Source organism: Pseudomonas sp. FDAARGOS_380, assembly GCF_002591235.1.
Classification (GTDB): domain Bacteria; phylum Pseudomonadota; class Gammaproteobacteria; order Pseudomonadales; family Pseudomonadaceae; genus Aquipseudomonas; species Aquipseudomonas salmasensis.
This window is the reverse complement of record NZ_CP023969.1, coordinates 1929152-1951723: the sequence shown is the minus strand read 5'-3', so window position 1 is coordinate 1951723 and position 22572 is coordinate 1929152. Positions and strand designations below refer to the sequence as shown.

Genomic DNA, 22572 nt, shown 5'->3' with positions numbered 1-22572 from the left:
GCGAAAAAAAAGGGGAGCACCTGCCCCCCCGAGGATTAACCGTTAGTCTCGAAGGCTGTGATCAGCCTTCGATCTCAATCAGGATTTCGCCAGGGTTCACCCGGTCGCCCTTGGCCACATGCACAGCGCTCACCTTGCCGGCAATCGCTGCCTGCACTTCGGTTTCCATCTTCATGGCTTCGGTAATCAGCACGGCCTGGCCGGCCTTGACCACGTCGCCGACCTTGACCAGCACATCGACGATATTGCCCGGCATCGCCGTGCTGACATGGCCCGGCTCGGTGGCGTGCTTGCGCTTGCTGCCGCCGCTGCTGACAAACTCGTTGAGCGGTTCGAACACCACTTCTTCCGGCATGCCGTCGATGGACAGGTAGAAGTGGCGCTTGCCTTCGGCCTTCACGCCGACACCGGTGATATCCACGCGGTAGCTTTCGCCGTGCACGTCGATAACGAATTCGGTCGGTACGCCTTCGCCGCCAGCACGGGCCACGCCACCCGCTTCGGGGATCGGCAACAGCACTTCAGGAGCCAAGGTGCCGGCGTCACGTTCTTCGAGGAACTTGCGCCCGATGTCCGGGAACATGGCGTAGGTCAGCACGTCTTCTTCGGACTTGGCCAGTGCGCCGATTTCGCCGCGCAGTTTGGTCATTTCCGGCTTGAGCAAATCTGCCGGGCGCACGTCGATCACGTCTTCGCTGCCGATGGCCTGGCGGCGCAGTTTTTCATTCACCGTGCCCGGCGCCTTGCCGTAACCGCCTTGCAGGTAGAGCTTCACTTCGTTGGTGATGGTCTTGTAGCGCTCACCAGCCAGCACGTTGAAGAACGCCTGGGTGCCGACGATCTGCGAGGTCGGTGTTACCAGTGGCGGGAAGCCGAGGTCTTCACGAACCCGCGGGATCTCGGCCAGCACTTCACTCATGCGGTTCAGAGCGCCTTGCTCTTTGAGCTGGTTGGCCAGGTTGGAGATCATCCCGCCCGGCACCTGGTTGACTTGCACACGGGTGTCGACGGCGGTGAATTCACTTTCGAACTGGTGGTACTTCTTGCGCACGGCGTAGAAGTACAGGCCGATCTCTTGCAGCAGTTCCAGGTCGAGGCCGGTGTCGAACTCGCTGCCTTTAAGGGCCGCGACCATCGACTCGGTACCCGGATGGCTGGTGCCCCAGGCAAAGCTGGAGATGGCCGTGTCGATATGGTCGGCACCGTTTTCGATGGCCTTGAGTTGGCACATCGCGGCCAGGCCGGCGGTGTCGTGGGAGTGGATAAAGATCGGCAGGTTCTGCTCGGCTTTGAGTGCCTTGACCAGCTCGCCAGTGGCGTAGGGCGTGAGCAAGCCAGCCATGTCCTTGATCGCGATGGAGTCGCAGCCCATGGCTTCCAATTGCTTGGCCTGGGCCACGAACGCTTCCACGGTATGCACCGGGCTGGTGGTGTAGGCGATGGTGCCCTGGGCATGCTTGCCAGCGGCCTTGACCGCTTCAATGGCCACGCGCAGGTTACGCACGTCGTTCATTGCATCGAAAATGCGGAACACGTCGATACCGTTGACCGCCGCCTTGGCCACGAAGGCCTTGACCACGTCGTCGCTGTAATGGCGGTAGCCCAGCAGGTTCTGGCCGCGCAGCAGCATTTGCAGGCGCGTGTTGGGCAGCGCGGCGCGCAGTTGGCGCAGACGCTCCCACGGGTCTTCCTTGAGAAAGCGCACACAGGCGTCGAAGGTCGCGCCGCCCCAGACTTCCAATGACCAGTAGCCGACTTTGTCGAGCTTGTCGCAGATCGGCAGCATGTCGTCGGTGCGCATGCGGGTGGCCAGCAACGATTGGTGGGCGTCGCGCAGGATGGTGTCGGTTACGAAGATCTTCTTGCTCATTGTTATATTCCTCACAGGCCTGCGTGGGCGGCGATGGCGGCGGCGATGGCCAGGGCCAGCTCTTCGGGTTTGCGCTTGATCGAGTAGTTGGTCAGCTCAGGATGGCTTTCCACAAAGCTTGTATTGAACTGGCCGCTACGGAATTCCGGGTTGCGCAGGATTTCCTGGTAGTAGGCGGCGGTGGTCTTCACGCCTTGCAGGCGCATGTCGTCCAGGGCACGCAGGCCGCGGTCCATGGCTTCTTCCCAGGTCAACGCCCACACCACCAGTTTCAGGCACATGGAGTCGTAGAACGGCGGGATGGTGTAACCGGTGTAGATCGCCGTGTCGGTCCGCACGCCGGGACCGCCGGGGGCGTAGTAACGGGTGATCTTGCCGAAGCTTGGAAGAAAGTTGTTCTTCGGGTCTTCGGCGTTGATACGAAACTGCAACGCGAAACCCCGGTGCTGGATGTCTTCCTGCTTGACCGACAACGGCAGGCCGGAGGCGATGCGGATTTGCTCGCGAACGATATCGATGCCGGTGATTTCTTCGGTGATGGTGTGTTCCACCTGCACCCGCGTGTTCATCTCCATGAAGTACACCTCGCCCTCGGCGAGCAGGAACTCCACGGTGCCGGCGTTCTCGTAGCCCACGGCCTTGGCGGCACGCACCGACAGGTCGCCGATGTAGGCGCGCTGTTCTGGGGTGAGTTGCGGGCTGGGGGCGATTTCGATCAGCTTCTGGTTGCGACGCTGGATCGAGCAATCACGCTCGAACAGGTGCACCACGTTGCCAAAGCTGTCACCGAGGATCTGCGCCTCGATGTGCTTGGGATTGACGATGCATTTTTCCAGGAACACTTCCGCCGAACCGAAGGCCTTGGTGGCTTCGGAAATCACGCGGGGGAAGGCTTGTTCAAGTTCTTCGCGACTGTTGCAACGACGAATGCCACGACCACCGCCACCGGAGGTGGCCTTGAGCATCACCGGGTAACCGATGCGGTCGCCTTCGGTAAGGGCTTCATGGATATCGGCAACGTTGCCTTCGGTGCCCGGCGTAACCGGCACACCGGCCTTGATCATGCTGCGGCGCGCTTCGGTCTTGTCGCCCATGCGGCGAATCACTTCTGCCGAGGGGCCGATAAACTTGATGCCGCGTTCGGCACAGATGTCTGCCAATTCGGCGTTTTCCGACAGGAAACCGTAGCCGGGGTGCAGCGCATCGCAACCGGTTTCCACCGCTAGGTTCACCAGCTTGCGCGGGTTCAAGTAACCGGCCAATGGCTCGGCACCGATGCTGTGGGCTTCGTCGGCACGCTTGACGTGCAACGCGTGGCGGTCGGCGTCCGAATAGACCGCGACCGAGCGAATGCCCATCTCGGCGCAAGCACGCACGATTCGTACGGCAATTTCACCACGGTTGGCGATCAGGATCTTTTTTATCACTTGGAAATTCCCTTGAGCCGATTTGCGTGCTTCGACCCGTTGCAGCCGGGCCGGCGCGTGACCAAATGTTTCATGACAGTCGCGAGACACACACTATGCGCACAGGAGAATTAACAAAAATCAATAATTATTGGGTTGTGTATAAGTAAAGACTTATAGTTGGCCGGAATAACGGGGAGCTAAGGGTTTGTAAAATGCGTAAGTCGTTGATGCGTATGACATTGCGTCAATTGCAGATCTTCAATGAAGTGTGCGATTTGCGTTCCTACAGCCGTGCCGCCGAGGAAATGTCCCTCACCCAACCGGCGGTCAGCCTGCAAATTCGCCAGTTGGAAGAGCTGATCGGCCAGCCGCTGTTCGACTATGTTGGCAAAAAGCTCTACATGACCGAGGCCGCCGAAGCCCTGCAACGGGCCAGCCGCGATATTTTCGGGCGCCTGGAAAACCTCGATATGCAGCTGTCGGACATGCAGGGTTCACTGCAAGGCCAACTGAAACTGGCGGTGGAATCCAGCGCCAAGTATTTCGTGCCGCACCTGTTCGCCGCCTTCAAGCGCCAGCATCCGGAAGTGCAATTGCAGCTCACGGTGGTCAACCGCGCCCAGGTGATCCGCAGGCTCTCGGACAACCGCGACGACTTGGTGATCATGTCCATGGTGCCCCAGGACATGGGCCTGGAGTTCCTGCCGTTTCTCAACAACCCGATTGTGGCCGTGGCATTGCCGGATCATCCCCTGAGCCTGCAAGGGCCGCTGCGCCTGCAAGACCTGGAGCCTTATACCCTGCTCATCCGCGAACCGGGCTCTGGCACGCGGCTGGCCTGCGAAGAGTACTTCAAGGAAAAACGCGTGCACTTCACCCAGACGGTAGAAGTGGCCTCGGCGGAGGCACAGCGTGAGTGCGTGGCGGCAGGGTTGGGCGTGGCCCTGCTGACGCGCCACGCCTTGAACCTGGAGCTGGCCACCGGCGGGCTCAAGGAGCTGCCGGTGGAAGAACTGCCGCTGTACCGCAGTTGGTGCCTGGTGCAGGCCAAGGCTAAACGCCTGTCACCGGTGGCCCATGCGTTCCTGGGCTTTATTCGCAGCGAACGGGTGCAGATCAGCGCGCTGGCTGAGCGTTTCGCTGGGCAGCCACGGGTGCCTGCCAATGCAGTTCCGGGTAGTCACTGATGCTCTGGAGCAACTGGCGCTCCTCGCAACGGTCTTCGATGGCGCGACGGAACGCCATGCGGCGTTGGTCTTCCTGCTGACGACGGGTCTTGACGGTGCTGTTGCTGTCTTCGTAGGGCCGGGTCATTTGGAGTCTCCCAATGCGAGTACGGGGAGTACAGGATGGGCGTGGGGGATGACGGTTTGGCGGCGCGGGGGTTACAGGATGATGAATCTTGCGCATATGGCGCAAACCCATGTGGGAGCTGGCTTGCCTGCGATAGCCATAGGTATCTACACAACTTTGTAGGTTACAGCAGCCAACGGTAACCACGATGCGAAGCGAGCCGCTCTTGATCTTGATCTGCTTTTGATCTCAAGCGCCCCGTCAAACCACGCTGGCCGGAATTCGACAGGGATTTGGTGGGTAAACCGGCAGGGATGCCGGTTTAGCCGCCCCGCGCCATGGATGGCGCGTGGCGGCGGCCCCCCAAATCACTGGCGGATTACGGGCACACCGAGCCTAAGCGAGGTGCCGAGTGGTGGGGCAAGAGCCCTTTTGGTTACTTTTGGGGCTCTTTTCCAAAAGTGACCCGCCGTCAGGGCGGAACCCTAAGGGGCCGTTACCGCAGGAATGGATATGCACCCGGTCTAACTGTGTTGACTGTCAGGCCGTCTTCGCAGGCAAGCCAGCTCCCACATTTGGATCCTGGGGCGCCAGGGAGATAGGCGCCGGCCGTCAGGGCGTCACGGGAGCAAGCTCCCTCGCCACAGGTCCAGCGTCACACCAAAGATATGTAGATACCTATGCTGCGATAGCGGCCTGCCAGTCGCCATCTTATCAACTGACCCACCGCTATCGCAGGCAAGCCAGCTCCCACATTTTGACCAAGTATGGCCTGGGCTCAGTCGTCGAGGGCTTTGACGGATTTTGGCGAGAGGCGCAGGCTGCGCAAGCTGCGCTTCACGCTCTTGAGGTGGTTGACCAGGCTCGGGCCACGGGCCATGGCCACGCCCATCGCCAGCACATCTATGACCACCAGGTGGGCAATGCGTGAGGTCAGCGGCGTGTAGATCTCGGTGTCTTCATGCACGTCGATCGCCAGGTTCACCGTGGACAGCTCCGCCAATGGCGTCTGGCTCGGGCACAGGGTGATCAGCGAAGCGCCGCTCTCACGCACTAGGTTGGCGGTGATCAGCAGGTCTTTGGAGCGACCCGATTGGGAAATGCAGATGGCCACGTCAGTGGGCTTCAGGGTCACCGCCGACATGGCCTGCATGTGCGGGTCGCTGTAGGCCGCGGCGGTCAGCAGCAGGCGGAAGAACTTGTGCTGGGCATCGGCCGCCACCGCGCCGGACGCACCGAAGCCGTAGAACTCGACGCGCTGGGCCTGGGACATCGCGGTCACGGCCTTTTGCAGCTCCACCGGGTCGAGCTTCTCACGCACTTCCATCAGGGTGTGCAAGGTGGTGTCGAAGATTTTCAGGCTGTAGTCGGCGACGGAGTCGTCTTCATGGATCGCAAACTGGCCGAAGCTCGCACCGGCAGCCAGGCTTTGCGCCAGCTTGAGTTTCAGATCCTGAAACCCGGAGCAACCAATGGCGCGGCAGAAGCGCACGATGGTCGGCTCACTGATGCCCACGCTGTGGGCCAGGTCGGCCATGGAACTGTGCATCACGGCCGCAGGGTCAAGCAGCACATGATCGGCAACCTTGAGTTCCGATTTGCGTAACAGGTGGCGCGACTGGGCGATATGTTGCAACAGGTTCAAAGGGCAGGACTCTTGTTATTGGCAGACGCCAGGGATGTAGCAAGCTTGTAGTTATACTACAAGAATTGTCGTTTTGCCCGTCCGATGCATCACTAAATCGCCCCGCTCCCCCCTGATTCAGCGGGCAGGCGCTATGTAGCCATAAAGGCGGCCTACGCTGCGTTAAGAAAAATCTGCATTTTTGCGTAACAAATCCGCCAGCCCTTCGGCTCGCATGGGCGGGCTGATCAGGTAACCTTGCACCTCGTCACACTGCTCACCGCGCAGGAAATCCAGCTGCTGCTGATCCTCCACGCCTTCGGCCACTACCTTGAGCGCCAACCCGTGGGCCATGGCGATGATCGCGCGGGTGATCGCCGCATCCTCGCGTCCCTGGCCAAGCCCGCGGATAAAGGCCTGGTCGATCTTTACGTAGTCCACCGGGATGCGCTTGAGGTAGCTGAGGGATGAGTAACCGGTGCCAAAATCGTCGATGGCCAGCTTCACCCCCAGGTCACGCAATTGCTGGAAGGTGGCGATGATGTGTTCAACGCTGTCGAGCAACTGGCTTTCGGTCAGTTCCAGCTCCAGGTACTGCGGGTCCAGTGCGGTTTCTTCCAGCACTTGGCGCACCAGGCTGACCAGCTTGCCCTGGCGCAGCTGATGCACCGACAAGTTGACCGACACGCGAATCGGCGCCAGCCCCTGGCGCTGCCATTCGCAGGCCTGCCAGCAGGCCTGGCGCAGCACAAATTCGCCCAATGGCACGATCAAGCCGGTTTCTTCCGCCAAACCGATAAAGTCACTCGGCGGCACCATGCCCCACTGCGGATGCTCCCAGCGGACCAACGCCTCGGCAGCCTTCAGCTTGCCAGTGGCCAGGCACAGCTTGGGTTGGTAGAACACCGTGAGCTGACGCTCGTCGATGGCTTTGCGCAGGTGGTTTTCCAGCTGCAAACGCTCCAGGGTGCTGGCTTGCAGGCTGTCGGTGAAGAACTGGAAATTATTCCCGCCCAAGTGCTTGGCATGCTGCATCGCCATATTCGCCTGGCTGACCAGTGCAGAAATTTCCCGTGCGTTATCCGGCAACAGGCTGACGCCCATCGAAGCGCTGACCACCAGTTCATGCCCCTCCACATTCACCGGCACGCGCAATTTCGCCAGCAGCCGGGTCGCCACCCGTGCCAGGCTCGATAAGTTGCCATAGGCGTCAAACAGCACGGCGAATTCATCCCCGGACAGGCGCGCAATGGTGTCGGCCTCCGGCAGCGCGTTGATCAAGCGCCGCGCCATTTTCTGCAACAGTTGATCGGCCACTTCATGGCCCAGGCTGTCATTGAGCAACTTGAAGCGGTCGAGGTTGATATGCAGCAGCGCGAGGCTGCGACCGCCTTGGCGCACGCGCTGTTGAGCTTCGCGCAGCCGTTCGCGAAACAGCGAACGGTTGGCCAGGCCGGTCAACTCGTCGTAGTGAGTGAGGTAGCGCATGCGCTCTTCAGACTCGCGCCGCGCCGACAGATCGGCGAAGAACCCGACGATATGACTGACGTTACCCCGTACATCGCGCACCACGTTCAGCTGTAGCCATTGCGGGTAGAGTTCGCCGTTCTTGCGCGTTTCCACCAATTCACCCTGCCACGTGCCGTGGCTGAGCAATGCCTGGCGGATCAGCGGGAAGTGGCGCCGCGCATCGCGACTGCAGGGCAGTTCCACGACGTTGCGGCCAAGCATGTCGTCGATGTCGAAACCGGTGACGCGGCTGAACGCCTGGTTCACGGCGATCAACGCATAGTTCGGGTCGAGGATCACAATGCCTTCGCTGGCCGCCTCGAACACCGTCGAGGCCAGACGTTGCTGCTCTTCCACCGCCTTGGCGGCGCTGATGTCACGGCGCGTGCCGAGCATACGGATGACCCGGCCACTGGGTGTGCGCTCCACGGCGCGCCCGCGGTCTTGGATCCACACCCAATGCCCATCGCCATGACGTATCCGGTATTCCACCTGATAGTCCTCGCTGCGGCCTTTGAGATGCTCGACCAGCGCGTGCTTGAGCAAGGGCAGATCGTCGGGGTGCAGGCGCGGTTTGAGGTGGCTGAGCATCGCCGTGACGTATTCGGGCTCCAGGCCGAACAACTCTTTGAGTTGTGTGTGGTGGACCTCGTCGGTTTGCAGGTTCCAGTCCCACAGGCCCAGTTCACTGGCTTGCAGGGCCATGGCCAGGCGCGCTTCGCTTTTACTCAAGGCGAGACTGGCAGCATCCAATTGCTGGCTGCGTTGCGCCACACGGTCTTGCAGGCCGACCTGGGCTTCACGCAAGTCCTGCTCCACCTCGCGGCGCTGCTCGACTTCGCGCACCAGCTCCAGGTTCAACTGCTCACTGCGTTGCTGCGCCTGCTGTAGATGCTCGATCAGGGCCTGGTTCTGGAAACGGCGCACCAGCCCGCGCTGGATCAGGCGGTTGACCTGCCACGCAACCAGGCTCAGGGACGCCAGCAGGATCAGCCCGAGTACGCCCCAGCCTTGTTGCTGCGGGGTGCCATCCCAGAACAGGTAAACGATGGCCGGCACCAGGCACGGCAAGGCAAACGACAGGTAGGCCCACAGGCTCACGGCATAGGCCACGCTGGCCGACAAGGTGGCGGCGCCAATCAGGCCAAACACCCAGGCCTGATGCATGAAGCTGTCCGTGGGCACCAAGGCAATGGCCGCAACCGAGAGGGTCAGGCCACTGACCGCCGAGCCGAGCATGAACATACGCCGCCACACGGGCTGGGCCTGCCGGCTGGGCATGGCCGAATCAAAGGCCGCCACTTGGATTACGCGCATCGCCACCAGGGCGAGCAGCCAGAGCAGCCAGACGCTGTCCAGCAGGTACTGATCGGGGTTCCACAGCAACCAGGCGCAGACCAGGCCATTGACCAGCATCAGCAGCGTCGGCAGCAACGAACCCTGATAGAGCAGGCGCGTGCGCTCAACCGCGATTTCGGTTGCATAGTGTTTACGGATGACCTGTGCGGGGGCCGGCGAGGGGCCAAACAGGTCGGTGCTAAGGGTCATAGGCGGTGTTCTTATAATGGTGAGCCCGAAACGTCGACGGAGCATACACAAGCAAGCGCCAGGGCCAAACTGCTACAAGTCATAAAAAACCTGTTGCGATTGGCCGCAAACCTTTGGCCCAGACCGCTTGGGCAAGACGCGGCACGGGCTGCGGCCGATGACCAACCGGTCATCACCCCCGCCAGAATGCTCGCCCCGGCGCTAGCGTGCAGGCGTTTTGCATCGACCATCCGGCATTGGGATTTGCCCAGGCCCCCCAAGGCCCATAGAATGCGTCGATGCGCGATGATCTCTCTCTTTTGCTGAACTCCCTCAACGATGCCCAACGCCAGGCCGTAGCGGCCCCCGTTGGCCGTCAGTTGGTCCTGGCCGGTGCTGGCTCCGGTAAAACCCGAGTGCTGGTGCACCGTATCGCCTGGTTGATCCAGGTCGAGAACGCGTCCCCGCATTCCATCCTGTCGGTGACCTTCACCAACAAGGCGGCTGCCGAGATGCGTCATCGCATCGAGCAGTTGATGGGCATCAGCCCGGCCGGCATGTGGGTGGGCACGTTCCACGGCCTGGCGCACCGCCTGTTGCGGGCGCATTGGCAGGAAGCGGGGCTGAGCCAGACCTTCCAGATTCTCGACAGCGACGACCAGCAACGCCTGGTCAAGCGCGTGATCCGCGAGCTGGGCCTGGACGAACAACGCTGGCCGGCGCGCCAGGCGCAGTGGTTTATCAACGGCCAGAAAGACGAAGGCCTGCGCCCGCAACATATCCAGGCCAGCGGCGACCTGTTCCTAGCCACCATGCGCAGCATTTATGAAGCCTACGAGGCTGCTTGCGTGCGCGCCGGCGTCATCGACTTCTCCGAACTGCTGTTGCGTGCCCTCGACCTGTGGCGCGACAACCCCGGTTTGCTGGCCCATTACCAGAAACGCTTCCGCCACATTTTGGTGGACGAGTTCCAGGACACCAACGCCGTGCAGTACGCCTGGTTGCGCCTGCTGGCCAAAGGCGGCGACAGCCTGATGGTGGTGGGCGATGACGACCAGTCGATCTACGGCTGGCGCGGTGCGAAAATCGAGAACATCTACCAGTATTCCGAAGACTTCCCGGACGCGGTGACCATCCGCCTGGAGCAGAATTACCGCTCCACCGCCGGGATCCTCAAGGCGGCCAACGCCTTGATCGCCAACAACACCGGGCGCCTGGGCAAAGAGCTGTGGACCGACGGCGGCGAAGGCGAAGCGATCAACCTGTACGCGGCGTTCAATGAGCACGATGAAGCGCGCTACGTGGTGGAAACCATCGAAAGCGCACTGAAGACTGGCCTGGCCCGCAGCGATATCGCGATTCTGTACCGTTCCAACGCCCAATCGCGGGTGCTGGAAGAAGCCTTGCTGCGCGAGCGCATCCCGTACCGCATCTACGGCGGCCAGCGCTTCTTTGAACGTGCCGAAATCAAGAACGCCATGGCCTACCTGCGCTTGCTGGAAGGCCGTGGTAACGATGCGGCGCTGGAGCGGGTGATCAATATCCCGGCGCGCGGCATTGGCGAGAAAACCGTCGAAGCGATCCGCGACCATGCGCGCCATGCCGATGTGTCGATGTGGGAAGCCATGCGCTTGCTGATCGCCAACAAAGGCCTGACTGGCCGTGCTGCCGGGGCGTTGGGGGTGTTCGTCGAGCTGATCGAGAACCTGGCGGCCAAGTGCGCAGAGATGCCGCTACACCTGATGACTCAGACTGTTATCGAGCAGTCCGGGCTGATCGCCTATCACGAAGCGGAAAAAGGCGAGAAAGGCCAGGCTCGGGTAGAAAACCTTGAGGAGCTGGTCAGCGCCGCACGTGCGTTCGAAAACACCGATGACGACGAAGAGCTGACGCCGCTCGCCGCCTTCCTGGGCCACGCCTCGCTGGAAGCCGGCGATACCCAGGCCGATGAGCATGAAGACAGCATCCAGCTGATGACCTTGCACAGCGCCAAGGGCCTGGAATTCCCTTACGTGTTCCTGGTGGGCATGGAAGAAGGCCTGTTCCCTCACAAGATGAGCCTGGAAGAACCTGGCCGTCTTGAAGAAGAACGCCGCCTGGCCTACGTGGGCATTACCCGGGCGATGCAAAACCTGGTGATGACCTACGCCGAGACCCGACGCCTGTACGGCAGCGAAACCTACAATAAGGTGTCGCGCTTCGTACGTGAGGTGCCAAAGGGACTGATCCAGGAAGTGCGCTTGTCCAACAGCGTCAGCCGCCCGTTCGGCGGTGGCCAGCAACAGAACTCCAGCAGCATGTTTGCCGGCTCCGAAATACCGGAAACCCCGTTCAGCCTGGGCCAGCAGGTCAAACATGCGATCTTCGGCGAAGGCGTCATCCTCAACTTCGAAGGCGCCGGCGCACAGGCCCGGGTACAGGTGAACTTCGCCGAGGGCAGCAAGTGGCTGATGATGGGTTACGCCAAGCTCGAAGCGGTCTGAACCCCATTCCTGTAGGAGCGAGCTTGCTCGCGAAGAACGCCCAGACAACGCGTTCATCCAGAATGCCCGCGTAATCGTTGACGATTTTCGCGAGCAAGCTCGCTCCTACAGGAAGATACGGCTGCGCCCTTGTATTTCACGCGTGCGGGCCAATATCTGTAATTAGTCCTACAGACCCTTCGGATTTGATCTTACGCAAAAGCCCGAAACATTATGCCGCTAGCCACTGCCACGACACCTGTGCAACATGGCGCGCGTGCAATCCACAAATGGGAATTCCCTATATGAAACGTTTTCTTAGCATCGCCATGGCGTTGTGCATCGGCCTGACGATGAGCCTCGACGCCAACGCCAAACGCTTCGGTGGCGGCAAAAGCTCGGGCGCGGCACCGACTCACCAGACCAGCCAAATGGCTCCATCCGCCGGTGCGGGCGGTGCTGCGGCGACTGCAGGCGCAGCCGGTGCCGCTGGCGCTGCTGCCAAGGCCGGCGGTGCTTCGCGCTGGCTGGGCCCACTGGCTGGCATCGCCGCCGGTGGCCTGCTGGCGTCCATGTTCATGGGCGACGGCTTCCAGGGCATGCAGATCTTCGACATCCTGATCATGGGCGTCATCGCCTTTTTGGTCTTCCGCTTTATCGCCGCCCGTCGCCGCAAGCAGCAGGAGCACCTGGCTCCAGCCGGCGCGCCGATGCAGCGTGAAGCGTTCGAACAAAAGCCTGCAATGGGTTCGATCTTCGGTGGTTCGGCAGCCCCTGCCGCCCGTCCGGTGATCAACGCACCGGCCTGGTTCAACGAAGAGCGTTTCGTCGAAGCGGCCCGCAGCCACTTCCAGTCCCTGCAACAGCACTGGGACGCCAACGAAATGGACAAGATCTCCGAGTTCGTGACCCCGCAACTGCTGGAGTTCCTCAAGCGCGAACGTGCCGAGATCGGTGACGCCTTCCAGTCGACCTACATCGACGACCTGCGCGTACAGCTCGACGGCGTGGATGATCGCGCCGACAAGACCATCGCCACCCTGACCTTCAGCGGTGTGTCGAAGTCCTCGCGTTTCGACCAGGGCGAAGTGTTCAGCGAAAGCTGGAACATGGAACGCGCCCAGGGCGACGACCAGCCATGGCTGGTCGCCGGTATCCGCCAGAACGGCTAATACCTGCGCGGTTGAGCAAGCGGTAACAAAAACCCCGGACATGTCCGGGGTTTTCTATTTCACGGTTGCACTTATAGCGAGCTACTGTATAAAACGCCCCTATAAACCGCGCCATCTAGCAAGAGGATCCCGGCCGTGGAAGAAATCATCGAACAACTGCGTGAAGCCAACGAACCGGTCCCGGTTCCTTTGGAGCTACCTGACGAAGACCAACTGGTGGAAATCGAAGAACAACTGTTCATCGACATCCCCTTTGTCTTCCGCGAATTCCTGCTGACCGTCAGTGACGTGGTCTATGGCAGCCTGGAGCCAGTGACCGTCACCGACCCGCAGTCCCACACCTACCTGCCGGACGTTGCCGCCAACGCCTGGGATGCCGGTGTGGATCGCAGCCTGATCCCAATCTGCCAGGACGGCGATGACTACTACTGCGTCGAAGAAGACGGCACCGTGGTGTTGTGGTCTGCCGAAGAAGAACTCGTCCAGGAAGAAACCTGGGAATCGGTGTGGCACTGGGCGCGGGACGTCTGGCTGGAAAGCTGAGTCCCTTGTAGGAGCCGAGCTTGCTCGCGAGAAATCTGAGGGCGCCGCTGGGTGTCAGGTTTCCCGCGTTATCGTTAACGATCTTCGCGAGCAAGCTCGCTCCTACGGTGTGTCCTTGTGGTTATCCAGCGTCTCCAGCAACGCAACCTGCATCCGCGTATGCACACGGATAAACCAGCGCCAGAGCACTGCAGCCACCGCCGCCGTGACCACGGCAATCAGCACCAGCAACTTGTTGGTCGGCAGAATACTGGCCGACAAGGCTGCCAATAGCAAAAAGATCACCAGCAGCGACAAGATGGGGATCAGCTCGGCAATCACCCGTCGCACACGCTGGGTATGCCGCCCGGCCATTTCCGGCTTCACGCTCATCTCCGCCAGCAGCATCGACAACGCCTTGAGCTTGCGATACGCCGCAATCAGGAACGGCAACGACACCAGCAGCGCCCCGCCCCAGATCAACGCCTTCTGCCAACTCTGATCGCTGACCCAGCCCTGCAGATACCCACCGATGCGCTCCGCGAAAAAGCTGCCGGCAAAGAAGATCGCGATCACCAACGCCAGGTTTACCCCGACCTGCAGGATGATCTTGCGGATCATCGCGGCCAACATTGCCCCCTCGCCCTGAGGCTGAATGCTGCGCAGCCATTCGCCATACATGCCGAACACCCGGCTCATACGCTTGGGCATCACCGCCGCGATCTTCAACGACAGTGGGTCCGCGCCACGGATCAGGTAGGGCGTGAGCAGCGTGGTGATCGCCGAAACGGCCACCGCCACGGGGTACAGAAAGTCGCTGGTGACCTGTAGCGTCATCCCCAACGCCGCGATGATGAAAGAAAACTCGCCAATTTGTGACAGCCCCATACCGACCCGCAGCGAGGTGCGGCCATCGTTGCCGGCGATAAACGCGCCCAGCCCGCAAGACAGCATCTTGCCCACCACCACGGCCACAGTGATCACTGCAATGGGCCAGGCGTATTGCAGCAGGATCTGCGGGTCGATCATCAAGCCAATCGCCACGAAGAAAATTGCGCTGAACATGTCGCGAACGGGTTCGATCAGGCGCTCGATCTTAATCAACTGGCGGGATTCAGCCATGATTGCGCCGATCAGAAAGGCCCCGAGTACCATGCTGTACTCCAACTTCACCACCAGCAGGCAGAAGCCGAAACACAGGCCCAACACGGTGATCAGCAGCATCTCGTTGCTTTCGAACCTGGCCACATAGGCCAGCAGGCGCGGCACCAGCAAAATACCAATCACCAGGGCGACGATCATGAACAGCGAGAGCTTGCCGACCGTGGCGAACACCTCGCCGGAGCTGACCGTGCCACTCACGGCAATGCTCGACAGCAAGGCAATGATGCCGATACCCAGGATGTCCTCGACAATCAGCACACCGAAAATCAGCTGGGCGAACCGCTGGTCTTTCATCTTCAAGTCGTTGAGGGCCTTGACGATAATGGTGGTCGAGGAGATTGCCAGGATCGCGCCGAGGAACAGCGAGTCCATGGTGCTCCAGTCGAACCAGCGACCGATCTCGTAGCCGATCCAGATCATCAGCACGATTTCCAGGAACGCCGCGATAAACGCCGTGGCCCCGACTTTGAATAGCTTGCGCAGGCTGAATTCCAGGCCCAGGCAGAACATCAGGAAGATCACCCCCAGCTCCGCCAGGGTCTTGATCGTGTCTTCATCGTGGATCAGGCCAAACGGCGGGGTGTGGGGGCCGATAATGAAGCCGGCGACGATGTAGCCCAACACCACCGGCTGCTTGAAGCGGTGAAACAGGATGGTGACCACCCCTGCCACCAGCATGATCACGGCCAAGTCCTGGATAAAGCTGATGGCGTGCATGGCGAGGGGCTCCTTGAGGGTGCCGGCACTTTTCCCACTTCCGGCCGCGCCTTTGTAGGGTCGGAAAAGTCTGCCTTGATCGTAAGAAAAGCCCTGAGAAGGGCTTTTGAAGGGTAACACCGCGACTTCTGCTGGAAAGCCGGTGCAATATATGGAAACAGATCGCTGCGCGCGTGACGGCAAGCCGCCTGACGGCGTCCCGTTAGGGATGGCGCTGCAAAGACCTTGAGTACCCGCAGAGGTGCCTTCCCCCCAACCAATGCCTACAACCCGTGAGTGTGCTATGGAACCCGGAAACGCCCAGCTGTCGATGACGGTACTGATGACCCCTGACATGGCCAACTTCTCTGGCAATGTGCACGGCGGCACGCTGCTCAAGTACCTCGACGAAGTGGCCTACGCCTGCGCCAGCCGTTATGCCGGTCGTTATGTGGTCACGTTGTCGGTAGACCAGGTGATCTTTCGCGAGCCGATCCATGTCGGTGAACTGGTGACCTTCCTGGCGTCAGTCAACTACACCGGCAATACGTCGATGGAAGTGGGCATCAAGGTGGTGACCGAGAACATCCGTGAACGCTCGGTGCGCCATACCAACAGCTGCTTCTTCACCATGGTGGCCGTGGACGACCAGCGCAAACCTGCCGCTGTACCACCGTTGCAGCCGCAGAACAGCGAAGACAAGCGCCGCTTTGTGCAGGCCCAGCAGCGTCGGCAGATTCGCCAGGAATTGGAAAAGCGCTACCGGGAAATCAAAGCCGACGCGCCGTAAACTCCAAGCGGCGAATCAACTCAAAAAAATGTGGGAGCGGGCTTGCCCGCGATAGCAGTGGTTCAGTCGACATCGCTTTGACTGAGATACCGCCATCGCGGGCAAGCCCGCTCCCACATTGGGTTCTGGGCGCTTACAGACTGATCGGTGTGGCTTCGAAGCGCACACGCGGATGGGCAATACGGTCCTGGGCCCGCACCAGTTCCAGTTCATAACTGGCGCAGGCCTGGGTTTCCAGCAGCACTTCATGCACGGCCGCGGCGGTGAATTCAAAGGCAGCCACCAGGCTATCACCCAACAGTACCCGCGCCAGGAACAGCCCGGACGTCAGGTCGCCGACGCCCACTGGCTGACGCGGAAACGCCAGCAGTGGCCGGCGTAAGTGCCAGCTGCCATCAGCCGTCACCAACAGCATTTCAAAGCCTTCTGGCAGTTTGCCTGGGTAATCCAGGTGCTTGACCAGCACCGCTTTGGGCCCGCGCGCCAGCAAGGCCTTGGCCATCGCCAGGCAATCGAACAGCGATTGCGGCTTGCGCCCGGCAAAACTGTCCAGCTCCAGTTGGTTGGGGCACAGGAAATCCGCCATGGCGGCGGCTTCATCCAAGAGGAAATCGCTGACCTCCTGCGGCACGATGCAACCCTTTTCCGGGTGGCCCATCACCGGGTCGCACAGGTACAGCGCCTTGGGGTTGATCGCCTTGATGCGCGCCACACCGCTGAGGATGGCGCGGCCCTGGTCTGCACTGCCCAGGTATCCGGACAGCACCGCATCACAGTTGCCCAGCTCGCCGATCGCGGCAATGCCCTCCACCAATGCAGGAATTTGCTGCGGCGCCAACACTTCGCCCGCCCACTGTCCATACTGTGTGTGGTTGGAGAACTGCACCGTGTTGAGCGGCCAGACGTTCACCCCGACCCGCTGCATGGGGAACACGGCGGCGCTGTTTCCGGCGTGGCCGAAGACCACATGAGACTGGATCGCAAGCAGGTGAGGTGTACGTTTCATGCGGGAGATTTCCGTAAAACCGTTGAATTTCTGGCCGAGCAGTATGCGACTAAACGCAGCCTGTACGACAGACCGGCGACACAGTTAAGCTGCGCTCACTTTGTTGGAGTTCATGGAATGCTGACCCTGGGAAACATCTTCGTCTTGATGCTGCTGGCAACCGGCGCCGCCTGGGTTTGGCACAACCACGGCCTGCGTGAACGGGCGCTGGCGCGGGTCAAGCAGCATTGCGCCAAGCTTGATATCGAGCTGCTCGACGGTGCCGTGGCACTTAAACGCATCGGCTTCGTGAAGGATGCCAATGGCCGCCGACGCTTGGCGCGTATCTATAATTTCGAGTTCACCGTGACCGGCGAAACCCGGCACGCCGGGGTCATCACCCAATTTGGCGCCCACAGTGCGCAGATCGAACTGGCGCCCTACCCGTTCGAAACCAAGGAGCCGCTGCCCAGCGCCGAGATCATCGAATTGAGCCAGTGGCGCCAGGACCACGCCAGCAAGAAACATCAGTAACGGCAGGCTGCCAGGGCGCTCTGCATGGCGGCCACGTCCTGTGGTTTGCTGAAGATCAATTCAACACGTGAATCGCGCCGCCATGCGCTGAGTTGCCAGTGCAGTGGAGTGTTATCCACAGCGTTGGCGGACACCCAACCCTCAACGCCGTGGATAACCAATTTGGCACGGCGCCAGTCGAGACTCGATAGCCAGCGCTGCAAACGGCTGACATCGAATCGCTGGCTTGGGTGCCAACGCCAGCCAATGCTCCAGCCGCCCTCCTGGCTCTGGCTCAGACAAATCGGCAGCCCAGGGTCGCTCCAGATCGCCGGCATTTGCCCCACCGCATCAGGCACCGCAAAGTTATCCACAGCGCTTTGGGCCTGCGCTTTCAAACCGGGCAACAGGTTGAGTGGCAATTGCGCCTGGCGTGTCCAATGGAGCGGGCAATCGGGTAATTGCGCTTCAATCGTCTGACGTTGCGTAGCAGTCAGCGTCTCGTCCTTGTTCAGCACCAGCAGGCCGGCACTGGCCAACGCCTCCTGCTGTGCCTGGGGCAACGGCCTGCCCGCCGCCAACGCCTGGGCATCGAGTACCAGCACACAAGGCTGCACGGCCAGCACGTTTTGCCATGGCGCCTGCCGCAGTTGCTTGAGCAGTTGCGCCGGATGGCCCAGGCCTGAGGGCTCGATAAACAGCCGATCCGGCTTGGCCTTACGCAACAGGCGGCCCAACCCTACCTGGAAGGGTGCACCGTTCACACAGCACAAACAGCCGCCCGCCACCTCGCCCAAGGCGATACCGTCATCGTCTTGTGTGAGTAGGGCTGCGTCCAGGCCGATCTGGCCGAACTCGTTGATCAGCACCGCCCAGCGCTCGTTGGCCGGGCGCTGGGCAAGCAGGTGCTTGATCAAGCTGGTCTTGCCGGCGCCCAAGGGCCCAGCGATCACATGGGTAGGAATGTTCTGCAGCATAAGAGGCATGGTTCAGGCCGTTTAGAGCGTTTGATCCTACGCGGTTATGCCAGCCAATCCAGCGTCAGGATCAACCGTCGCTCATCGGCCTTGAGCGCCGGCGAGCGGTGGATCAAGCCATGCCCTTCGTTGCCGTGCCATTTGGTGCCTTTGAGCAGCGCCACTTCACCGCAGTGGATCTGCTCGATACGCTCAGTGGGCTCGGCATCCGCCTGGCTCAATGTGCGCCGGTCCATGAGGCCTTCGCGCAACCATTGGCTGCCGATACCGGCGTAGGTGGTGATCAGCCGAACCGGCACGTGATCGACGTGAAAGCGCGGGCACATGGCTTTGTCCAACAGCCGTAAACGCACGCCGATGCGCTTGGCACCGAGCAGGCAAGCGAAGGCACTGACCAGCCACGACACATCGGCGACAAACCCGTCGTAACCTTCAAGATCACAACAACTGGAGGCCAAACCCTGCAAGTTCGGCACCGCGTCTTCGTTGCTCAACTCGATCACCAAGGATTCGGCCAGTGGCTCATCGAGCGCCACCAGCAAAGCGCCAAACTCGGCGATATGCAGGGGCAGTTGGCGCTGCCAGATCGCCAGGTTGACGCCATCATTGAGGATGTCGGACAGCGCCAGCGGCGTTTCTCCGAAGCTTTGGCGGATGACTGGGCGCAGGGGAATCACCGGGGCCAGCATCAGGCTACCTGCTCATACCAAGGGCCAAAGGGGTCGGGCATCTGGCGCCAACCTTCGACACCCAGGGCCATTTCTTCATCGTTGAGCAAGCAGGCGTCCAGCTCGGCACGCATCTGGGCAAAGTCGATGTTTTGCCCGATAAACACCAGCTCCTGACGGCAGTCGCCGGTGCTCAACTGCCAGTTAGCCATGATTGCCGCCACGCTTTCCTCGTCCTGCGGCCACTGGCTTTTCGGCACAAAGCGCCACCAACGCCCGGCAAACCCATGACGCATCAAGCCACCCGCCTGGGACCAACTGCCCGCATCCTGATGTTTGCTCGCCAACCAGAAGAAACCCTTGGAGCGCAACAGCTTGCCGTTGACCCAGGGGCGGTCGATAAAGTCGAAAAACCGCTGTGGATGGAAGGGCCGGCGCGCACGGTAAGCGGTGGACGCAATGCCGTATTCTTCGGTTTCCGGCACATGCTCACCGCGCAATTCCTGCAACCAGCCCGGTGCCTGGGCGGCGCGTTCGAAGTCGAAACGGCCAGTGTTGAGGATCTTGTTCAGCGGCACTTCGCCCATGACCATCGGGATGATTTCCGCCTGGGCGTTGAGGCGTTCGAGAATGGCCATCAGTTCTTCGCGCTCGCGGCTGCTGATCAGGTCGATCTTGCTGATGAGGATGACGTCGGCGAATTCGATCTGTTCGATCAACAGGTCGGTGATGGAGCGTTCATCCTCTTCACCGAGGGTTTCGCCCCGTGAAGCCAGGCTTTCGGCAGCCTGGTAGTCGAGCAGGAAATTCATACCGTCGACCACCGTGACCATGGTGTCCAGGCGTGCAATGTCGGCCAGGCTTTGCTCGTTTTCATCGCGAAAAGTGAAGGTTTCGGCCACGGGCAAAGGTTCGGAAATACCGGTGGATTCGATCAGCAGGTAATCGAAACGACCTTCCTTGGCGAGTTTTCCCACTTCTTCAAGCAAGTCTTCACGCAAGGTGCAGCAGATGCAGCCGTTGCTCATTTCCACCAGTTTTTCTTCCGAACGATTGAGCGTGACATCACGCTGCACCTCGCTGCCGTCGATGTTGATTTCGCTCATGTCGTTGACGATCACCGCCACCCGCAGGTTGTCGCGGTTGCGTAGGACATAGTTGAGCAGCGTACTTTTACCGGCGCCGAGAAAGCCGGACAACACGGTCACAGGGAGACGATTGGGCATCAGGTATTCCTCATCAAGGTTGGCCGGTCAAACTGCCCGTTTATGGCGTTCGCGCAGCTCTTCACGTTCTTTGGCTTCGATACACAAGGTGGCGGTGGGACGCAGCAGCAGGCGTGGCAGGCCGATGGGTTCGCCGGTTTCACGGCACCAGCCGTATTCGCCACGGGCCAGCAGCTCCAGGGCGTCGTCGATCTTGTCCAACAGCTTCTTTTCACGCTCCAGCAGGCGCAGTTGCCATTGGCGTTGCTCTTCGGCACTGCCGATGTCCGCCAGGTCGCTGTTGGTTTCCTGCTCGCGCAGTGCCTGGAACTGCGCGTCGATACGGGCTTGCAGGTCATCGCGCTGAGCCAGCAACAGCTCGCGGAAGAAGCGTTGTTGGGCCTCATTCATATAGTCGGCCGCTGGTTGGGCCAACAAATCTTGTTCGGTCATGGGAAACGGTTCGCGGGTCGGGCTGTGCTTTTATGTTATAGTATAACAATACAAATAAGCCAATCCCTCTTGCTCGCCGCGACGAAGGGCGCAATGCTGGGTCACCTTCTTATGCTGAGAAACCCGATGAGATATCTGCTGTGCGCCCTGCTATTGGCAGCGGCCGGGCCTGCCTGCGCCCAGGCCCCCAGCCTGGTTGCCAAGTGCACACGCAGCGCCACCCTGCTGGCCTGTGTAGACCCGTTGGGCAATGCCTATAGCGTGGCAACCGTCGGCAGCACTACGTATCTGCGCGGTTTCGAAGTGATCGGCAAACGCTATTGGGCGCAGACCAACAGCCGGTATGGGCAACTGACGTTCTTTACCGGGTTGGCATCGGATGGCGAGGCGTGGGTCGGCTACACGCGGCGCGTGGGCTGGACCACCATCAACCGCTTTTCCAGCTCAGGAGGCGCCAGCGCCAAGTTCACCTGCAGCCGAATGACCGGCTGTTAGGCCTGGCTGTTTTTCTGCGCCTGCACCCAGGCCATGTAGCTGTTCATGGGTGGGTTCTTCTGGAAGTAACGGTTGAGGCCTTCGAAAAGGCCATCCGCCACCGCCTGTTGATGGCGCGCCGTCACCAGCCGCTGGGCGTCGCGAGCGTTGGAGATGAAGCCCGTCTCCACCAAAATCGAGGGTACGTCCGGTGACTTGAGCACGGCGAACCCGGCCTGCTCCACACGTTTCTGATGCAGGCTGGTGATGTTTTGCAGGCTGCCCAATACCGAGTTGCCCAGTTGCAGGCTGGAGGCGATGGTCGCGTTCATCGACATGTCGAGAATCACCCCGGCCAACATCGGGTCCTTGTCCTTCAGATTGAGCAAGGTGGTAGCGCCCAGCAAGTCGGCGCCATTTTCGCGCTGGGCCATGAAACGCGCTGTGGCCGAGGTGGCGCCGCCTTCAGACAACGCATACACCGAGGCGCCCGACGCAGTCAGCCGTGGCGCGGCGTCGGCATGTACCGAGATAAACATATCGGCCTTGTGCTGGCGGGCGATATCCACGCGCTTGCGCAGCGGCACGAAGAAGTCGTCGTTGCGCACCAGTTTTACGTCAAAACCCTTTTCGCGTTTCAGGCGTTTAGCCAGCAACTGGGCAATCGACAGCACCACATCTTTTTCGCGCTGGCCCTTGGAGCCGATGGCGCCGGGGTCTTTGCCGCCATGGCCGGGGTCGACCACCACGATGATGTCGCGCTTGGGATGCGCCTTGTCTACCGGCGCCACCAAGGGTGCCGGCTCAGCGGCGATTTGCCTGGGCGCACGGGTCGCGTTGGTCAAGTCCAGCACCAGGCGATGGCCTTGGCCATCCTGGGGCGGCAGCACGAAACTGTTGAGCTGCATGGGCTCGACCAGGTCCAGCACGATGCGCGTATCGCTCTTGCCGAAATGCCCGGAACGGATCGAGGTAATCCCACTGTTCTTCAACGCCAATTGGGAAAAGTCGCCGCTGAGCCCGGCGCCACTCAAGTCGATGATCAATCGGTCTGGTGAGGTCAGGGAAAAGGTCTTGTATTGCACCGGGCCGCTGAGGTCGAACACCAGGCGCAGCTTATCGTCCGAGCGCCACAGGCGTGCATTGCGAATCTGCGTGGCGTAAGCCCCCAAAGGCAAGGTGAACAGGGGGCTGACCAGCAGCAGGTTGAGGAGCTGACGTCTGTGCATGACATATACCGCAGATAAAGGAGCGTCCCT

General features: G+C 60.9%; 19 protein-coding genes. 7 read left to right on the top strand and 12 right to left on the bottom strand.

The features are described 5' to 3' along the window. Window positions 1-61: 61 nt before the first annotated feature. The gene (gene oadA / locus CRN80_RS09135; RefSeq protein ID WP_003195730.1) at window positions 62-1870 is read right to left on the bottom strand and encodes a sodium-extruding oxaloacetate decarboxylase subunit alpha; all 1809 of its coding nucleotides are present in this window, start codon (window positions 1868-1870) and stop codon (window positions 62-64) included. 11 nt (window positions 1871-1881) lie between these two features. Next, on the bottom strand, window positions 1882-3297 hold the full coding sequence (locus CRN80_RS09130) for an acetyl-CoA carboxylase biotin carboxylase subunit (protein WP_003195732.1): 1416 nt from the start codon (window positions 3295-3297) through the stop codon (window positions 1882-1884). A 194-nt stretch (window positions 3298-3491) separates the two neighbouring features. Between CRN80_RS09130 and CRN80_RS09125 the strand changes: the two genes are divergently transcribed. Beyond that, entirely contained in the window at window positions 3492-4466 is a 975-nt protein-coding gene (locus tag CRN80_RS09125) for a LysR family transcriptional regulator (protein ID WP_098950000.1), read from the top strand. On the opposite strand, the gene CRN80_RS09120 is transcribed toward CRN80_RS09125, so the two are convergent. The 3 genes from CRN80_RS09120 to CRN80_RS09105 form a co-directional block, all read right to left on the bottom strand. Then, window positions 4396-4593, bottom strand: coding sequence for a PA3496 family putative envelope integrity protein (locus tag CRN80_RS09120; protein ID WP_073526287.1), 198 nt, complete (start codon window positions 4591-4593; stop codon window positions 4396-4398). The genes CRN80_RS09125 and CRN80_RS09120 overlap by 71 nt on opposite strands. Before the next feature lie 757 nt (window positions 4594-5350). Then, window positions 5351-6217 (bottom strand): transcriptional regulator HexR, encoded by an 867-nt coding sequence (gene hexR, locus CRN80_RS09110; protein ID WP_003177007.1) that lies wholly within the window; start codon window positions 6215-6217, stop codon window positions 5351-5353. A gap of 162 nt (window positions 6218-6379) precedes the next feature. Continuing rightward, the gene (locus CRN80_RS09105) at window positions 6380-9253 is read right to left on the bottom strand and encodes an EAL domain-containing protein (protein WP_098949999.1); all 2874 of its coding nucleotides are present in this window, start codon (window positions 9251-9253) and stop codon (window positions 6380-6382) included. A 278-nt stretch (window positions 9254-9531) separates the two neighbouring features. On the opposite strand from CRN80_RS09105, the gene uvrD reads away from it, so the two are divergent. From uvrD to CRN80_RS09090, 3 genes are all read left to right on the top strand, one after another. Next, on the top strand, window positions 9532-11715 hold the full coding sequence (gene uvrD, locus CRN80_RS09100; RefSeq protein ID WP_044270067.1) for a DNA helicase II: 2184 nt from the start codon (window positions 9532-9534) through the stop codon (window positions 11713-11715). 284 nt (window positions 11716-11999) lie between these two features. Beyond that, entirely contained in the window at window positions 12000-12866 is an 867-nt protein-coding gene (locus tag CRN80_RS09095; RefSeq protein WP_003195740.1) for a Tim44 domain-containing protein, read from the top strand. Window positions 12867-13001: 135 nt separating this feature from the next. Then, window positions 13002-13409: an SMI1/KNR4 family protein gene (locus tag CRN80_RS09090; RefSeq protein ID WP_003195742.1), complete on the top strand. Its 408-nt coding sequence runs from the start codon at window positions 13002-13004 to the stop codon at window positions 13407-13409. Window positions 13410-13511: 102 nt separating this feature from the next. On the opposite strand, the gene CRN80_RS09085 is transcribed toward CRN80_RS09090, so the two are convergent. Further along, on the bottom strand, window positions 13512-15269 hold the full coding sequence (locus tag CRN80_RS09085; protein WP_098949998.1) for a cation:proton antiporter: 1758 nt from the start codon (window positions 15267-15269) through the stop codon (window positions 13512-13514). A gap of 283 nt (window positions 15270-15552) precedes the next feature. Between CRN80_RS09085 and CRN80_RS09080 the strand changes: the two genes are divergently transcribed. Next, complete coding sequence (locus tag CRN80_RS09080; protein ID WP_003195747.1) at window positions 15553-16038, top strand: acyl-CoA thioesterase; 486 nt, start codon at window positions 15553-15555, stop codon at window positions 16036-16038. A gap of 133 nt (window positions 16039-16171) precedes the next feature. Here the strand turns inward: CRN80_RS09080 and pdxY are convergent, their stop codons facing one another. Then, window positions 16172-17044 carry a pyridoxal kinase PdxY gene (gene pdxY / locus CRN80_RS09075; protein ID WP_003195749.1) on the bottom strand — a complete coding sequence of 291 codons (873 nt, stop codon included), beginning with the start codon at window positions 17042-17044 and terminating at the stop codon, window positions 16172-16174. Window positions 17045-17161: 117 nt separating this feature from the next. On the opposite strand from pdxY, the gene CRN80_RS09070 reads away from it, so the two are divergent. Beyond that, the gene (locus CRN80_RS09070; RefSeq protein WP_003195752.1) at window positions 17162-17557 is read left to right on the top strand and encodes a DUF3301 domain-containing protein; all 396 of its coding nucleotides are present in this window, start codon (window positions 17162-17164) and stop codon (window positions 17555-17557) included. Here CRN80_RS09070 and CRN80_RS09065 read toward each other — a convergent pair. From CRN80_RS09065 to dksA, 4 genes are read right to left on the bottom strand one after another with little or no spacing between them, the layout of a single operon-like run. Beyond that, entirely contained in the window at window positions 17551-18513 is a 963-nt protein-coding gene (locus CRN80_RS09065; protein ID WP_098949997.1) for a GTP-binding protein, read from the bottom strand. The two genes, CRN80_RS09070 and CRN80_RS09065, sit on opposite strands and share 7 nt — an antisense overlap. Window positions 18514-18557: 44 nt before the next feature. Next, window positions 18558-19202, bottom strand: coding sequence for a DUF1826 domain-containing protein (locus tag CRN80_RS09060; RefSeq protein ID WP_098949996.1), 645 nt, complete (start codon window positions 19200-19202; stop codon window positions 18558-18560). Then, window positions 19202-20407, bottom strand: coding sequence for a zinc metallochaperone GTPase ZigA (zigA, locus tag CRN80_RS09055; protein ID WP_032894420.1), 1206 nt, complete (start codon window positions 20405-20407; stop codon window positions 19202-19204). The genes CRN80_RS09060 and zigA overlap by 1 nt, the downstream gene beginning before the upstream one ends. 27 nt (window positions 20408-20434) lie before the next feature. Then, window positions 20435-20839 carry an RNA polymerase-binding protein DksA gene (gene dksA, locus CRN80_RS09050; RefSeq protein ID WP_032894419.1) on the bottom strand — a complete coding sequence of 135 codons (405 nt, stop codon included), beginning with the start codon at window positions 20837-20839 and terminating at the stop codon, window positions 20435-20437. Between the two features lie 126 nt (window positions 20840-20965). Here dksA and CRN80_RS09045 point away from each other — a divergent pair, with 126 nt between their 5' ends. Continuing rightward, window positions 20966-21334: a glutamine synthetase gene (locus CRN80_RS09045; RefSeq protein WP_098949995.1), complete on the top strand. Its 369-nt coding sequence runs from the start codon at window positions 20966-20968 to the stop codon at window positions 21332-21334. On the opposite strand, the gene CRN80_RS09040 is transcribed toward CRN80_RS09045, so the two are convergent. Next, window positions 21331-22542, bottom strand: coding sequence for an N-acetylmuramoyl-L-alanine amidase (locus CRN80_RS09040; RefSeq protein WP_098949994.1), 1212 nt, complete (start codon window positions 22540-22542; stop codon window positions 21331-21333). The genes CRN80_RS09045 and CRN80_RS09040 overlap by 4 nt on opposite strands. Between the last annotated feature and the right edge of the window lie 30 nt (window positions 22543-22572).